At 57.0% G+C, this 15,808-nt stretch carries 15 protein-coding genes; 10 read left to right on the plus strand and 5 right to left on the minus strand.

What is annotated here, in order from left to right; genetic code table 11:
- Positions 1-132 precede the first annotated feature (132 nt).
- The 4 genes from xylA to yiaA all read left to right on the plus strand — a co-directional run bounded on the left by xylA (position 133) and on the right by yiaA (position 4,020).
- On the plus strand, positions 133-1,455 hold the full coding sequence (gene xylA / locus KB890_RS15310; RefSeq protein ID WP_002922139.1) for a xylose isomerase: 1,323 nt from the start codon (positions 133-135) through the stop codon (positions 1,453-1,455).
- A gap of 92 nt (positions 1,456-1,547) precedes the next feature.
- Positions 1,548-3,002 (plus strand): xylulokinase, encoded by a 1,455-nt coding sequence (gene xylB, locus KB890_RS15315; protein WP_004150156.1) that lies wholly within the window; start codon positions 1,548-1,550, stop codon positions 3,000-3,002.
- Positions 3,003-3,170: 168 nt separating this feature from the next.
- Positions 3,171-3,542 carry an inner membrane protein YiaB gene (gene yiaB / locus KB890_RS15320; protein ID WP_004181516.1) on the plus strand — a complete coding sequence of 124 codons (372 nt, stop codon included), beginning with the start codon at positions 3,171-3,173 and terminating at the stop codon, positions 3,540-3,542.
- Positions 3,543-3,573: 31 nt separating this feature from the next.
- Positions 3,574-4,020, plus strand: coding sequence for an inner membrane protein YiaA (yiaA, locus tag KB890_RS15325; protein ID WP_004188180.1), 447 nt, complete (start codon positions 3,574-3,576; stop codon positions 4,018-4,020).
- A 26-nt stretch (positions 4,021-4,046) separates the two neighbouring features.
- Here yiaA and KB890_RS15330 read toward each other — a convergent pair whose 3' ends face one another.
- Entirely contained in the window at positions 4,047-5,042 is a 996-nt protein-coding gene (locus KB890_RS15330; protein ID WP_004181515.1) for an acyltransferase, read from the minus strand.
- 179 nt (positions 5,043-5,221) lie between these two features.
- Between KB890_RS15330 and KB890_RS15335 the strand changes: the two genes are divergently transcribed.
- From KB890_RS15335 to glyS, 3 genes are all read left to right on the plus strand, one after another.
- On the plus strand, positions 5,222-5,521 hold the full coding sequence (locus KB890_RS15335; protein WP_002922129.1) for a YsaB family lipoprotein: 300 nt from the start codon (positions 5,222-5,224) through the stop codon (positions 5,519-5,521).
- 127 nt (positions 5,522-5,648) lie between these two features.
- Positions 5,649-6,560, plus strand: a complete 912-nt coding sequence (gene glyQ, locus KB890_RS15340) for a glycine--tRNA ligase subunit alpha (RefSeq protein ID WP_002922128.1) — start codon at positions 5,649-5,651, stop codon at positions 6,558-6,560.
- A 9-nt stretch (positions 6,561-6,569) separates the two neighbouring features.
- Complete coding sequence (gene glyS, locus KB890_RS15345) at positions 6,570-8,639, plus strand: glycine--tRNA ligase subunit beta (RefSeq protein WP_002922127.1); 2,070 nt, start codon at positions 6,570-6,572, stop codon at positions 8,637-8,639.
- 306 nt (positions 8,640-8,945) lie between these two features.
- On the opposite strand, the gene KB890_RS15350 is transcribed toward glyS, so the two are convergent.
- Positions 8,946-9,992 carry an IS481 family transposase gene (locus tag KB890_RS15350; protein ID WP_023327762.1) on the minus strand — a complete coding sequence of 349 codons (1,047 nt, stop codon included), beginning with the start codon at positions 9,990-9,992 and terminating at the stop codon, positions 8,946-8,948.
- A 71-nt stretch (positions 9,993-10,063) separates the two neighbouring features.
- Between KB890_RS15350 and hokA the strand changes: the two genes are divergently transcribed.
- The gene (gene hokA, locus KB890_RS15355) at positions 10,064-10,216 is read left to right on the plus strand and encodes a type I toxin-antitoxin system toxin HokA (RefSeq protein ID WP_004181513.1); all 153 of its coding nucleotides are present in this window, start codon (positions 10,064-10,066) and stop codon (positions 10,214-10,216) included.
- Positions 10,217-10,517: 301 nt separating this feature from the next.
- Positions 10,518-12,137 carry an ATP-binding cassette domain-containing protein gene (locus KB890_RS15360; protein WP_004181512.1) on the plus strand — a complete coding sequence of 540 codons (1,620 nt, stop codon included), beginning with the start codon at positions 10,518-10,520 and terminating at the stop codon, positions 12,135-12,137.
- A 98-nt stretch (positions 12,138-12,235) separates the two neighbouring features.
- Here the strand turns inward: KB890_RS15360 and cspA are convergent, their stop codons facing one another.
- The 3 genes from cspA to KB890_RS15375 all read right to left on the minus strand — a co-directional run bounded on the left by cspA (position 12,236) and on the right by KB890_RS15375 (position 14,592).
- Positions 12,236-12,448, minus strand: a complete 213-nt coding sequence (gene cspA / locus KB890_RS15365; protein WP_000014594.1) for a transcription antiterminator/RNA stability regulator CspE — start codon at positions 12,446-12,448, stop codon at positions 12,236-12,238.
- Between the two features lie 252 nt (positions 12,449-12,700).
- Entirely contained in the window at positions 12,701-12,991 is a 291-nt protein-coding gene (locus KB890_RS15370) for an HTH-type transcriptional regulator (RefSeq protein ID WP_002921931.1), read from the minus strand.
- 245 nt (positions 12,992-13,236) lie between these two features.
- Complete coding sequence (locus KB890_RS15375) at positions 13,237-14,592, minus strand: MFS transporter (protein ID WP_004181511.1); 1,356 nt, start codon at positions 14,590-14,592, stop codon at positions 13,237-13,239.
- A gap of 440 nt (positions 14,593-15,032) precedes the next feature.
- Between KB890_RS15375 and KB890_RS15380 the strand changes: the two genes are divergently transcribed.
- Complete coding sequence (locus KB890_RS15380) at positions 15,033-15,743, plus strand: DUF3053 domain-containing protein (protein WP_002921929.1); 711 nt, start codon at positions 15,033-15,035, stop codon at positions 15,741-15,743.
- Positions 15,744-15,808: the final 65 nt, after the last annotated feature.

Here is a 15,808-nt window from a genome sequence, read left to right on the forward strand (position 1 = left end):
TAGGTGGGTTGGTGACATTCGTTGCTCCGCCCCCGGTTACCGGGGACTCGCGCTCCTGCCGCCTTCCTGCAACTCGAATTATTTAGGGTATCTGATTGGTTATTCGCCGCATCTCTGAATATGGAGTTCTCTATGCAGACCTATTTCGATCAACTCGATCGCGTTCGTTACGAAGGCCCGAAATCCACTAACCCGCTGGCTTTCCGTCATTACAACCCGGATGAACTGGTGCTGGGCAAACGGATGGAAGATCATCTGCGTTTTGCGGCCTGTTACTGGCACACCTTCTGCTGGAATGGCGCCGATATGTTTGGCGTGGGCTCCTTTGATCGTCCCTGGCAGCAGCCTGGCGACGCCCTGGAGATGGCCAAACGCAAAGCCGATGTGGCGTTCGAATTCTTCCATAAACTCAACGTGCCTTACTACTGCTTCCACGACGTTGACGTCTCGCCGGAAGGCGCTTCGCTCAAGGAGTACAGCAATAACTTCGCCCGGATGGTCGAGGTGCTGGCTGAGAAACAGCAGCAGAGCGGCGTGAAGCTTCTGTGGGGGACCGCAAACTGCTTTACCAACCCGCGCTACGGCGCCGGCGCGGCCACCAACCCGGATCCGGAAGTATTTAGCTGGGCGGCCACCCAGGTGGTCACCGCCATGAATGCCACCCATCAACTGGGCGGTGAAAACTATGTGCTGTGGGGCGGTCGCGAGGGCTATGAAACCCTGCTGAATACCGACCTGCGCCAGGAGCGTGAGCAGATTGGCCGCTTTATGCAGCTGGTGGTGGAGCATAAGCATAAAATCGGCTTTAAAGGCACGCTGCTGATTGAGCCCAAACCGCAGGAGCCGACCAAGCATCAGTATGACTATGATGCCTCTACCGTTTACGGCTTCCTCAAACAGTTTGGTCTGGAAAAAGAGATTAAACTGAATATTGAAGCTAACCATGCCACGCTCGCCGGCCATTCGTTCCATCATGAAATTGCGACGGCCATCGCGCTGGGGCTGTTCGGCTCCGTCGACGCCAACCGCGGCGATCCGCAGCTGGGCTGGGATACCGACCAGTTCCCGAACAGCGTCGAAGAGAATGCGCTGGTGATGTATGAAATTCTTAAAGCGGGCGGCTTCACTACCGGCGGCCTCAACTTTGATGCGAAAGTGCGCCGGCAGAGCACCGACAAATACGATCTGTTCTATGGTCATATTGGCGCGATGGATACCATGGCGCTATCGCTGAAGGTCGCGGCGCGGATGATCGAGGACGGCGAACTGGATAAGCGCGTGGCCAGACGCTACGCCGGCTGGAACGGTGAGCTGGGGCAGCAGATCCTTAACGGGCAGATGACCCTGAGCGATATTGCCCAGTATGCCGCTCAGCATCAGCTGGCGCCGCAGCATCGCAGCGGCCAGCAGGAACAACTGGAAAACCTGGTCAACCATTATCTGTTTGACAAGTAATCATGCGGCGGCGCCCGGCGTGACCGGCGCCGCAACCAGGATGCTCTGTTCGCGCCACGCTCAGCCGTGGCGCGCGTTTAAGGAGAGGGAGTATGTATATCGGCATCGATCTGGGGACGTCGGGCGTCAAAGCCATCCTGCTCAATGAGCAGGGTGAGGTAGTGGCATCGCATACCGAAAAACTCACCGTCTCGCGTCCGCATCCGCTGTGGTCGGAGCAAGATCCCGAACAGTGGTGGCTGGCGACGGACACGGCGATGAAAGCCCTGGGCGCGCAGCATAGCCTGCGCGACGTGAAGGCGCTGGGCATTGCCGGACAGATGCACGGCGCCACCCTACTGGATAAATCGTTACAGGTGTTGCGTCCGGCCATTTTATGGAATGACGGCCGCTGCGCCGAAGAGTGCCAGCTGCTGGAAGACAAAGTCAGCGCTTCCCGGCAGATCACCGGCAACCTGATGATGCCGGGCTTTACGGCGCCGAAGCTCTTATGGGTACAGCGCCACGAGGCGGCAGTGTTCAGCCAGGTCGATAAAGTGCTGCTGCCCAAGGATTATCTGCGCCTGCGCATGACCGGCGAGCTCGCCAGCGATATGTCTGACGCCGCCGGCACGATGTGGCTGGACGTCGCCCGGCGCGACTGGAGCGACGAGATGCTCGCCGCCTGCGATCTCAGTCGGGATGCGATGCCGGCACTGTTCGAAGGCAGCGACGTCACCGGGCAACTGCGACCTGAGGTGGCGCAGGCGTGGAATATGCCGCCGGCGCTGGTGGTGGGCGGCGGGGGCGACAACGCCGCGGGCGCGGTCGGGGTCGGCATGGCCGATGCCGGTCAGGCGATGCTGTCGCTGGGCACCTCAGGCGTCTACTTCGCCGTCAGTGAAGGGTTCCTTAGCAAACCCGAAAGCGCGGTGCACAGCTTCTGCCATGCCCTGCCGGGCCGCTGGCATTTGATGTCGGTGATGCTCAGCGCGGCCTCCTGTCTGGACTGGGCGGCAAAATTAACCGGTCTCGCCAGCGTGCCGGCGCTGATCGCGGCGGCGCAGACGGCGGATGAAAGCGCCGGTCCGGTGTGGTTCCTGCCCTATCTGTCGGGCGAACGCACGCCGCACAACAACCCGCAGGCCAAGGGCGTCTTTTTTGGCCTGACGCATCAGCATGGGCCGGCAGAGCTGGCGCGGGCGGTGCTGGAAGGGGTGGGCTATGCGCTGGCGGATGGTATGGACGTGGTGCACGCCTGCGGCATCAAGCCGCAGAGCATCACGCTTATCGGCGGCGGGGCGCGCAGCGCTTACTGGCGGCAAATGCTGGCGGATATCAGCGGCCTGCAGCTCGATTACCGTACCGGGGGCGATGTCGGCCCGGCGCTGGGGGCCGCCAGGCTGGCGCAGCTGGCGGTTCACGACGAGGCAGACCGCCCCGGGCTGCTGAAGCCGCTGCCGCTTGAACAAGCCCATCGCCCGGACGATCGCCGTGTGGCCCACTATGCGCCGCAGCGGGAAACCTTCCGCCAGATTTATCAGCAACTGAAACCGCTGATGTCTTAGCCTCAGTCCGTCCGGCAGCGCCGGGCGGATTCCCTTCCTGAATGTCCCGGCTACATCCATCCATAAATGCGTATTTATTTATTCCGAAATCTCCGCTTTGTCGTACGTAATCTGAGGCATCGCCGAGGGAGTCGGTCATAATCAGCCCCTGTCGACCAGGGAGGTGAGATGATCACAAAACGCAATATTGCCAGGGGGATGATGGCGGCAGGATCGCTGGTTTATCTGCTCGGTATCTGGCGGACCTGCCCGCTGTTCAGCGGCAAAGGGTATTTTCTCGGCGTGCTGGTGATGGGGATGTTTGCTGTTCTCGCCCATCAGCGCGCCAGTCAGTGGCAGGAACAGGACGACGGTTTTATTGCCTTATGCCGGCTGGTGCTGCTGCTATCGGTCGGCCTGCTGCTGGTCGGCGCCTGGTATGTACCGGCAGACTGGCATGAAAAAGCCGTCTATATCGCGGCATGGTTTGTCTGCTTATATGGCGCATCGGCAACCCCCGAACGGACCCGCATCGCCCGCGCGATGCAAAAAACGGAATAAGCGCCGCCCCGAGGCGCGTAAAAGGTAAAAAGTGATGGAAAACAAGCACGCGACGTATTCTCCTGCGTTTCATTTGATCTCCTGGATTGCCCTGATCGGCGGCATCGTCACCTATCTGGTGGGGCTGTGGAATGCCGATATGCAGTTGAATGAGAAAGGCTATTATTTTGCCGTCCTGGTACTGGGGCTGTTTGCCGCGGCATCTTATCAAAAGACGGTGCGCGATAAGTATGAAGCCATTCCGACCACCGCGCTGTACTACACCACCTGTCTGGTGGTCTTCGTTATCGCTGTAGGTCTGCTGGTTATCGGACTGTGGAATGCCACTCTGCTGCTCAGCGAGAAAGGGTTCTATGGGCTGGCGTATTTTTTGAGCCTGTTTGGCGCTGTTGCGGTACAGAAAAACGTGCGTGATGTCTGGGACCCGACGCGCTTACGGGAACCTCTCAGCGTGACGGAAGAGGGGCCTGAGACGTAAGTCGGGCCCCCCTGGGCGGCGGACCGTTAGCTGACCAGCCGGCGGCTATCAATCCGCTGCACCAGGCCTGACAGCAGCAGGCTGCCGAGCAGGGCGGCGCTAAATATCCACACAATATCCAGCAGCGGCCAGCGGGATAGCTCCAGATGGCTGGCGCGCAGCGCATGCACTATCAGGGCATGAAAGCCGTAGATCCCCAGCGAATGTCGCGCAATGCAGGCGATACCGGGCAGGGGACCCGCGTTAAGCCAGTTTTTGGCCAGCGTCAGCAGGGTGACCGCGCAAACAAACACCGCCGGTCCGCAGTAGAGATACCAGGTGTCGCCGAAGTCTCCGCGCCAGCGCAGCTCATGCAGCGTGCCGCGGGAAATGACCCACACGGCGGCGATGAACAGCGCGGCGCAGAGCGGTGTTAGCCATTTTTTATCGGTGTCCAGGGTGCCAATGGCTCTGCCCAGCACGCCGTAGAGCACGTAGTAGAAGGTGTCGCCGTTGATATAAAGGTTGACTGGCAGCCACTCAATCCCGGCGGCTTTAACGCTGACCATATTGGGGTTGGCCAGAATGCCGAGGATCGCCATCAGCGCCAGCAGCATTGTGCTACTGGTGGACTTAACCTGAAGCAGCGGCGAGAGCAGGTAGATGACGGCGATAGCAAAGAAAAACCACAGGTGGTAGAAGACGGGCTTCTGCAGCAAATTCTTTAACGACAGCTCGACGTTGATATGGGTAAACAGCGTGATATACAGCAGAGATAGCGCGCTATAGAACGCAATGCACAGGCCAATCCGCCAGAAATGGCGCGGCTGGGCGCTGCGTTCCCCAAAAAAGAGGTAGCCCGAGATCATAAAAAACAGCGGCACGCTGACGCGGGAGGCGGAATTGAGCAGATTGGCGATATCCCATTGCAGCAGGGTAATCGCATGGGGGTGAGTGATATACCAGCTGGTGCTGTGGATCATCACCACCATCATGCAGGCGATGCCGCGCAGGTTGGTGATCCAGTGTATCTTTTCTTGCATCAGTCCCTCAATGTCTGCTGGCGAAATAAGATATGACCTGCCCGGTTTCCCGGTGTCGCAATAGATTAGTCTGAGTTTTCGGTCACAGACTTGTCGCAGTTTCATGATATTCGCAAAATACCTGTAATACTGAATCTTTAGGATAACAACTTGCTAACAAGGCGGTGGAGGAGAACGTGGTGAAAGGTGTTGTTTCCGTCATGCTGGTGCTGCTCCTCGCGGGCTGCAGCGAGACCGTCTCCCCGCCGACGCAAAAAGCGCAGCGCGCTCGTATTACGCCGCAAACCACGCTCAATATGGCGCAGCTTTGCAAGGATCAGGCGGCTATCCGCTATAACACGCAAACGCAGCTCGTTGACGTGAACCACTTTGAACAATTCCAGGCGAGCTATGAGCTTTCTGGCCGTACCGGCAAGAATGAGCGTTTCATCTGTTCCTTTGACCCGGACGGCCAGTTTATGCATCTTTCGATGCGCTGAATCGACCCCGCCTGGCGTAAATTTCGTCCGTTTTCCTGAAACAACGCCGTTTCGTACTGTATATCTCGCAGCCAGCGGGTATACTGACTCCTTCCTTTAAATCCACACGTATCCAGCACGAAATCATATGCAAAAGTTTGATACCAGGACCTTCCAGGGCCTGATCCTGACCTTACAGGATTACTGGGCTCGTCAGGGCTGCACCATTGTTCAACCACTGGACATGGAAGTCGGCGCCGGCACCTCTCACCCGATGACCTGCCTGCGCGCGTTAGGACCGGAGCCGATGGCGACCGCCTACGTACAGCCTTCCCGTCGTCCAACCGATGGCCGCTATGGCGAAAACCCGAACCGTTTACAGCACTACTATCAGTTCCAGGTGGTGATTAAACCCTCTCCGGACAACATCCAGGAGCTGTACCTCGGGTCGCTGAAAGAGCTGGGTATGGACCCGACTATCCACGACATTCGCTTTGTCGAAGACAACTGGGAAAACCCGACGCTAGGCGCCTGGGGTCTGGGCTGGGAAGTGTGGCTCAACGGCATGGAAGTGACGCAGTTCACCTACTTCCAGCAGGTCGGCGGCCTCGAGTGTAAGCCGGTGACCGGCGAGATCACCTACGGTCTGGAGCGTCTGGCGATGTACATCCAGGGTGTGGACAGCGTCTATGACCTGGTCTGGAGCGATGGCCCGCTGGGGAAAACCACCTACGGCGACGTGTTCCACCAGAACGAAGTGGAGCAGTCCACCTATAACTTCGAATATGCCGACGTCGACTTCCTGTTCACCTGCTTCGAACAATATGAGAAAGAGGCCCAGCAGCTGCTGGCGCTGGAGACCCCGCTGCCGCTGCCGGCCTACGAGCGTATTCTGAAAGCGGCTCACAGCTTCAACCTGCTGGATGCGCGTAAAGCCATCTCCGTCACCGAGCGTCAGCGCTATATCCTGCGCATTCGCACCCTGACTAAAGCAGTGGCGGAAGCGTACTACGCTTCCCGTGAAGCGCTCGGCTTCCCGATGTGCAACAAGAATAAATAAGAGGCGGCCATGTCTGAGAATACTTTTCTGGTGGAAATCGGCACTGAAGAGCTGCCACCAAAAGCGCTGCGCAGCCTGGCGGAATCTTTTGCTGCGAATGTGACCGCGGAGCTGGATAACGCTGGCCTTGCGCACGGTAAAGTGGAATGGTTTGCCGCCCCGCGTCGTCTGGCGCTGAAGGTGGCCAACCTGGCGGCGGCGCAAGCCGATCGCGAAGTGGAAAAACGCGGCCCGGCTATTGCCCAGGCGTTCGATGCCGAAGGCAAGCCAAGCAAAGCGGCCGAAGGCTGGGCGCGCGGCTGCGGTATCACCGTCGATCAGGCCGAACGTCTGACCACGGACAAAGGCGAGTGGTTGCTGTATCGCGCCCATGTGAAGGGTGAAAGCACCGAAGCGCTGCTGCCGAACATGATTGCCAGCTCGCTGGCGAAGCTACCGATCCCGAAACTGATGCGCTGGGGCGCGTCTGACGTCCACTTCGTGCGTCCGGTACACACGGTGACTTTGCTGCTGGGTGACAAAGTGATCCCGGCCACTATCCTCGGTATTCCGTCCGATCGCGTGATTCGCGGCCATCGCTTTATGGGCGAGCCGGAGTTCACCATCGACCATGCCGACCAGTACCCGCAGATCCTGCTGGAGCGCGGTAAAGTCATCGCCGATTACGAACAGCGTAAAGCCAAAATCAAAGCTGATGCGCAAGAGGCGGCGCGTAAGATTGGCGGTCAAGCCGATCTGAGCGAAAGCCTGCTGGAAGAGGTCACCTCGCTGGTGGAATGGCCGGTGGTGCTGACGGCGAAGTTCGAAGAAAAATTCCTCGCTGTGCCGTCTGAAGCGCTGGTTTACACCATGAAGGGCGACCAGAAGTACTTCCCGGTCTACGACAACGCCGGCAAACTGCTGCCGAACTTTATCTTCGTGGCCAACATCGAGTCCAAAGATCCGCAGCAGATCATCTCCGGTAACGAGAAGGTGGTCCGTCCGCGTCTGGCCGATGCCGAGTTCTTCTTCAATACCGACCGTAAAAAACGTCTGGAAGATAACCTGCCGCGTCTGGAAACCGTGCTGTTCCAACAGCAACTTGGGACTCTGCGCGACAAGACCGATCGCATCCAGGCGCTGGCGGGCTGGATTGCCGAACAGATTGGCGCTGACGTGAACCACGCAACCCGCGCGGGCCTGCTGTCCAAGTGCGACCTGATGACCAACATGGTCTTCGAGTTCACCGACACCCAGGGCGTGATGGGGATGCACTACGCGCGCCATGACGGCGAAGCGGAAGACGTGGCCGTGGCGCTGAACGAGCAGTATCAGCCGCGATTTGCTGGCGACGCGCTGCCGTCTAATCCGGTGGCCTGCGCGGTAGCGATTGCCGATAAGATGGACACCCTGGCGGGTATCTTTGGTATCGGTCAGCATCCGAAAGGCGATAAAGACCCGTTTGCGCTGCGTCGCGCCGCGCTGGGCGTGCTGCGTATCATCGTTGAGAAGAACCTGGATCTCGATCTGCAGACGCTGACCGAAGAAGCGGTTCGTCTGTACGGTGAGAAGCTGACCAACGCCAACGTGGTTGATGATGTGATCGACTTTATGCTGGGCCGCTTCCGTGCCTGGTATCAGGACGAAGGCTACGGCGTCGACACGATCCAGGCGGTACTGGCGCGTCGTCCAACCCGCCCGGCGGATTTCGATGCGCGTATGAAGGCGGTATCGCACTTCCGTACTCTGGAAGAGTCCTCCGCGTTGGCGGCGGCAAACAAACGTGTCTCTAACATCCTCGCGAAATCCGATGAGACGCTGAACGACATCGTTCACGCTTCAGTGCTGAAAGAAGCGGCGGAAATCAAGCTGGCGGGTAATCTGGTGGTGCTGCGCGACAAGCTGCAGCCGTATTTCGCCGCAGGCCGTTATCAGGATGCGCTGATTGAGCTGGCCGCGCTGCGCGAGCCGGTGGATGAGTTCTTCGAGAACGTGATGGTTAACGCTGAAGACAAAGATGTTCGCATCAACCGTCTGACGCTGCTGTCCAAACTGCGTGAACTGTTCCTGCAAGTGGCGGATATTTCTCTGCTGCAGTAAGCGTATCGGTAATAATAAAGACCTGCCTCAGGGCAGGTTTTTTTATACGTGAAATATAAATAGGTGAACCGTTAATAATTCTGCCATTGATATCTTCATTATTTGCATTCATCGTTGAGAAATGTTTTAGGAATATATAAACATAATTCCGAGAGGTATTTACGCTAGAATGGCGGCGGGTGCTTGAGACTGTGTGTCTCAGGTATTCAGCGGGAGACAGACAGAGAAAAGCCCCACCTGATAGTAATCAAAGTGAGGCTCCCCTATGCATGAACACCATAAGAGTAGCCTCTTACTTGTTGAAAATCAACACTGTGTATGGGTCCACCACATATTGCAATTTTTACTCTCACGTAAAATATAGTCCACTGGCGTCATCAGTTCGAGTGATTTATGTGGCCTTTTGCTGTTATACAGCACCAGATATTCAGCCATTCTTTGATTAAACAAATTCAGGTCGTCAAAAAGCAACAATTCATTGAATTCAATAAATTGTTCTCTAAGTGTCCGGTTAAATCGCTCACAGGTCGCATTCATTTTCGGTGTGTACGGATAGGTCCAGATGTGTTTAATCGAGGCTTCCTGCAACGTTTTATCAAAGTTTCCAAGGAATTCCTTACCGTTGTCAGTAACAACCTGTTTGATAGCAACAGGAAAGAGCTTTGTGGCCTTGCTGAAGAAATGGCTGGTGATATCGCTGTTGAGTGAAGGAACTGCCAGGGCGAGCGCGTAGTCGCTGTGCTCGTCGATCATGGTAATAATATAGCGGCGCAGATCCCCCATTCTGAGTTCAATCGCGTCCATCCCTATGAGTTCGCCTGTTTTTACCGGGCGGTACTGTTTAGGCCTTCTGGGCTTCACTGAGCGTTTTTTTATCAACCTGACTTTGCCTCTGGCACTGAGGCGAACGGGAACCATCCGCATTTTATCGTGCGCTCCGGCAATGATCCTTCCAATGGTTGATGTACTGGGACAGGTAAAATGTCGCAGTTCACACCATGCCTTCAGCCTGACAAAAATCTGCTCTTTGCCGAGATTGGGTAGCTCAGTTCTCAGGCGCCTGATTTCCTTGATCACATCAGGGTGCCAGTGCCTTGAACGGCGAACCAGGGGGGCTTTGCTTCTTGGAATAAGCGCCTGAGGACCACCGGTGCGAAGCAACTGGCGCCACCAGTAGAGCGTTCGTGTTGATACGCCAAAAGCATCAGCTGCGGCACGGATACCATGCTTATCCCAGAAGTTCAGGGCCTTCATTCTTAACTTCGCAATCTCGGGCATAAGGGAGTGTTTCATCGCATAAGCAGTTGCTCGGTAATACCCAAAATAGCCTACTCCGACATGTTGCATCAACATCAGGTAACCCCCTTATTAACCCTGAGGTATTTGCAATATCTGTGTGAACTTACACACACTGGAGGCGTGGAATGCTGCAAAAGTATCTGTTGTTTGGCTTAGTAGTGATTTGCTTCACTATTTTATTATTGACCTGGATGGTTCGTGATTCGCTATGTGAATTACAGCGCAGGCAGGGAAATATTGAGCTGGTGGCATTCTTAGCCTGTGATATTAAACAGTAAGAGCATCTGGTGGGGATCTATCCCCACCATGCTTGCGGTGTCAGGCATTCTCAATGCACCCTTTCATTGTTCACCAAATAAATCATTTGCCTCCTGATATCAGGAGGCCTTTTTATTTTTACAAGATCGTTGAATAAAACAGGCTTGCAACGCATACCGGAGTGTGGCTATCCTATGTCCCGACGAATCCCTCGTCTCACCGGAGCGCGCCCCACAAATGAACAAACACGACTGATGAATTTCACGCCTTACCTCGCAGACGTTGCGGGTAGGGGAGTATTGATTTCATTCAGGAGTGCTTATGGCTCATTGCGCCCACATCCCCGCTTTTGTTTTACATCAGGTCACCTGTCAGTTTGCGACGGGACAGACCCTGTTTGGTCCGCTCAGCGTCTCGCTGGAACCGTCCCTTTGCGGCCTGGTCGGCCGGAACGGCGTCGGCAAGACGCGTCTGCTGCGTCTGCTGGCGGGCCTTGATTCTCCTGCCGGCGGCCATATTGAGCGCGCCGCCGCCGTTGCCTGGGTAGCGCAGCAGCCGACGCTCACGCCGGAGACCACCCTCGCTACGCTGCTGGGCTATGCGTCGGTTTTTGCCGCCTTGTCTCGCCTTGAACAGGGCCAAGGGCTGGCCGACGATTTCGATCTGTTAGATGGTCACTGGGATCTCACCGATCGCCTGAGTTTAGCGTTCCGTGAAGCCGATCTCCCGCCGTTCTCTGCCGATCGCCCCGCGTTTTCACTCAGCGGCGGCGAGCGGATGAAGGCTCTGCTGTGCGGCGCCTTCGTCTCGGGCGCCGATTATCTGCTGCTGGATGAGCCTACCAACCATCTGGACCGCCAGGGGCGGGAGTGGCTCTATCACCAACTGGAAAGCTGGCAGGGCGGGGCTCTGATCGCCAGCCACGACCGCGAGCTGCTGACGCGGATGCCGAGGATTATTGAGCTGACACCGACGGCGCTGCGCAGCTACGGCGGCAACTATGATGAATATCAGCGCCAGCGTATGGCGGAGCAGCAGGCCGCGCGCGCGGCGCTGGAGCATGCCGTGACCGACCGACGGCGCCCCCGCGCGCGAATGCAAAAGGAGCATGACGCCGCCCAGCGGCGCTCGGCTCAGACGCTGCGTACCGTTGATACGCTAAATATCGCCTCCTTCGAACGCGTGAAGTACAAAGGCTCGGCAAAAGAGCGCCCGGGAGCGCTGCGCCGTCAGCATCGTGAACAGAACAGCAGTCTGAATGCCGCCGTGCAGCAGGCGCGGGAGCGGATAGAAGACGACAATCCGGTGATGTTCACCCTGCCGGGTAGCGAAGTGGCCGCCGGCAAGCAGGTGCTGGTGGTGGAGTCATTACAGCTCGACCATGCGCCGGCTGCGCCGCTGAACTGGCGTATCGATGGCCCGATGCGCATCGCGCTAAAGGGGCCAAACGGCTGTGGCAAAACCACTTTGCTGAAAACGCTGTTGGGGCTGGAGCAGGCCGCGTCAGGCGATGTCCGGCTTTCGGTGAGCGCCGCTTACCTCGATCAACATCTGACGCAGCTGGATTTATCCCTGTCGGTAATGGCGCACCTGAGCCTGGAAGATACCCCCCTGGATGAGGGCCTCCTGCGCACCCGCCTGGCGCAGCTCCAGCTGGGCGCGGATAAGGTCACTCTGCCGCTGTCGGCGCTCAGCGGCGGCGAGCGCCTGAAAGCGGCTCTGGCGTGCGTGCTCTGGCGACGCGAGCCTGCCCAACTGCTTTTGTTGGATGAGCCGACCAACCATCTCGATTTAGCATCGACGCAGGCTATTGAAAGCGCGCTGGCGGCGTTTCCCGGCGCGATGCTGGTGGTGTCGCATGATGAGGCGTTTTTACAAGGTCTGAAGCTGACCCATAGTCTGGCGTGGCGGGAGACGGGCTGGCACTTTTCCCTGCTCTGAATGCCCAGTAGCCGCCATCTTATGCTGGCGGCTACTGGCGACAGATAAAAAAAATCCCCGCCATCAGGCAGGGATTCTCGATTCTTAGCGGCTTGAACTTACAGAGAAGTTACGTTGCCAGCTGCCGGGCCTTTAGCGCCGCTTTCGATGGTGAAGGATACTTTCTGACCTTCGTCCAGGGATTTGTAGCCATCGTTCTGGATAGCAGAGAAGTGTACGAACACGTCTTTAGAGCCATCGTCAGGAGTGATGAAGCCGAAGCCTTTGTCAGCGTTGAACCATTTTACGATACCAGTCATTTTACCGGACATAGTGAATTACCTTTAAAAAAATAAGTGAGCCTTGCGGCGTAGGGGTCTGGACTACAGATTTAAAGCGATAAAGGGAAAGTTCACTACGGGGGTATCTTTGGATAACCTTAGAAGGACTGCTCTATTCGACTGCTCTGTGGTCTGTACATCAAACCTGCGAGCATTAACGCACGTTCAGCACCTGATAGCAAACTTTTTTTTACGGTGCAGCGGCAAAAGCTCCCTTACTGGCCTTTGCCGCTGCGCGCGAGATTAATCGAGTAATTGTCGTGAAAGCTGTGGATTGGCCTGAATCAGGCGCATCAATTTCAGCTCGGTGGGAGACGGTCTGACCCGTCTCGACTCCCACTCTCTTACCATGGCGACGCTCACGCCCATGACGTTGGCAAAGTCGTCAATCTTAAGTCCAGTGCCTTTACGCAGCTGTTCAAATTCACTAAACACAGTGGATTTACGGTTTGAGGTAAGTTTCTGATTATCATCCTTAAAAACGATGTGTTCCAGGCTGCTCAGCAGTTCAAACACGGGATCTTTATATTCCATTGAGAACTCCTTTTATCACACAGCGGAAAAGATTTTTCTATAGCTCATTAAGAATAGTCAGAAAATGGCGCAAGGGATGGTAACGTCGGTGATTATTTGCCAACAGGCTATCGAATCTGCCCCGACAGCCAAACGGCAGCGTAGCCTAAAAGAATGATTATTAACGCGATGAGGTGGCTTCGAAAATTTTTGTAAAAGGATAAGAAAAAAGCGGCAAAGCCGGCGCGGGGCGCCGGCTTATAGGGTTAGGCTTTCTGCAGGCTTCTCGCCTCATCTGTCGTCGCCGGCACGGATTTACTGACCCGGTACTTGATCAGCAGCGCAATGGCTGACAGGAACGCCGGGATGGCCAGCAGGGTGAAAATGGTCTCAAAGGAGAGCTGAGCCTGCATCAGGAAGGCGCCGCTGAACGCGCCGAGGATGCCGCCGAAGCGGCCGATACCCAGCATCCAGGCGACGCCGGTGGCGCGCCCCTGCGTCGGATAGAAGCCAGCCGCCAGCGCCGGCATCGACGACTGCGCGCCGTTCATAATGCTGCCGGCGATAAAGACCATCACTCCCATTAGCGCCAGGCTGCTGGTGGAGAAGCCCACCAGGCAGACAAAAACGCCGGTCAGCAGCCAGCCGACGGCCACCACTTTATTGGGGTTGATCTTGTCCATCAGGGCGCCGAGGATCAGCACGCCAATCCCGCCGCCGAGCGGGAACAGGGCGGTAATAATTGAGGCCTGACTCATCGAGGCGCCGGTTTCACGGATGAGCAGCGGCAGCCAGCTGGTCAGCAGATAGAAAATCAGCAGACCCATAAAGTAGGTCAGGCACAGCATCACGGTACCCACCGCGTAGCGAGGAGAGAAAATGACGCCGATCGCGGATTTCTCTTTCACCTGGCCCGCTTCGCGTAGTACAAATTCCACTGTCTTCGGCAGCGGCGCGATATGGCGCAGGATAGCAGCAATGCGCTGCGCCGGGTGCTGCTTCACTACCAGATAGCGGACGGACTCTGGCAGCAGGAATATTAATGCCACCGCCAGCAGGAGGGGCATCACGCCGCCCAGCACCAGCACGCTCTGCCAGCCATAGTGCGGGATCATCCAGGCGGATAAAAAGCCGCCCAGCGAAGATCCCATCGGAAAGCCGACAAACATCAGGTTCACCAGCAGCGCCCGACGGCGCTCCGGCGCATATTCACTCATTAGCGTCGCGGCATTCGGCATCGCCGCGCCAAGGCCCAGACCGGTCAGGAAGCGCAGCAGCGTCAGCTGATTAAGGCTGGTGGCGAAGGCGGTGAGCAGGCTGAATCCGCCGAACACCACGATCGACATGATCAGCACTTTTTTGCGGCCGATGCGGTCAGCCAGCGGCCCTGCGGTTAAGGCGCCGACCGCCAGACCCACCAGCGCGGCGCTCATCACCGGGCCGAGAGCCGATTTTTCCACGCCCCACTCTTGCACCAGGTCGGAGGCGATGAACCCGATAATTGCGGTATCGAACCCGTCCATCGCGACGGTGATAAAGCAGAGCGCAAGGATCATCCACTGGTAGCGGGTGAAGGGGTGCTCGTTGATAAAGGCCTGAATGTCGATGGTTGTCTTAGTCATACGGCTTTCCTGGCAGACTGAGCGAGGGACAGAGGTTTATTATTATCGTCGCCTTCGCGTCGTTGAGTTTGATTTGTGCGATAATCGAACATGTCGCCGTTAATCGCTCATTCATCAAATCATTGAAGTGCGAGGCAGGCAATCCAGACGCGTGCCAAAGCGTGCGATTATCGTCCGCTTTAAGGCGCAGTGCCGGGTTGTGGCTTTTTATTTATATTAATATCAATGACTTATGAGATGCTGGCCCACCTGATCTTAAGACCATATTTGTGATGCGCATAACAGACGTTCTACAGCGCGACGATGGCGTGCAAAATGGTGTTTTTCCCGCGTAAGATTAGCAGGAAAGGGTATCCTGCGAGGCCGAGCTGGACTATCCTTGTCAGCGTCTGGCACGTGTGTGCCGTTGTGCGCTTTTTTTGGCTGAAAGGAGTAAAAAAATGGCGACAGGAAAGTCCTGCTCTCGCTGGTTTGCGGCTATGGCGGCCTTATTGATGGTGGTTAGCCTGAGTGGGTGTTTTGATAAAGAGGGCGATCAGCGCAAAGCGTTTATCGACTTCCTGCAGAATACGGCGATGCGTAGCGGTGAACGTCTGCCGACGCTGACCGCCGATCAGAAAAAACAGTTTGGGCCTTTTGTCTCTGACTACGCGGTGATCTACGGTTACTCGCAGCAGGTGAGCCAGGCGATGGACGCTGGTCTGCGCCCGGTGGTGGACAGCGTCAATGCGATCCGCGTCCCGCAGGATTATATGACCCAGCGTGAGCCGCTGCGTCAGGCGAACGGCGCGCTGGGCGTGCTCAGCCAGCAGCTGCAGAATGCGAAAATGCAGGCCGATGCCGCGCATGGCGCGCTGAAGCAGGCTGACGATCTCAAGCCGGTCTTCGATCAGGTTTACGCCAAGGTGGTGACGGCGCCAGCCGACGCGCTGCAGCCGCTGATCCCGGCCGCGCAGATCTTTACCCAGCAGCTGGTTCAGGTGGGGGATTTTGTCGCTCAGCAGGGGACGCAGGTGAGCTTTGTCGCCAACGGCATTCAGTTCCCGACCTCCCAGCAGGCCAGCCAGTACAATGCGCTGATTGGGCCGCTGGCGGCGCAGCATCAGGCGTTTAATCAGGCATGGACGGCGGCGGTGAACGCCACCCGTTAATGCTTCATCTGGCTGACGTTGGCTGCGGCGAACGGGCAGGATGATGGACAGGATGCAAAAAGAAC

Source organism: Klebsiella sp. P1954 (assembly GCF_018199955.1).
Classification (GTDB): domain Bacteria; phylum Pseudomonadota; class Gammaproteobacteria; order Enterobacterales; family Enterobacteriaceae; genus Klebsiella; species Klebsiella pneumoniae.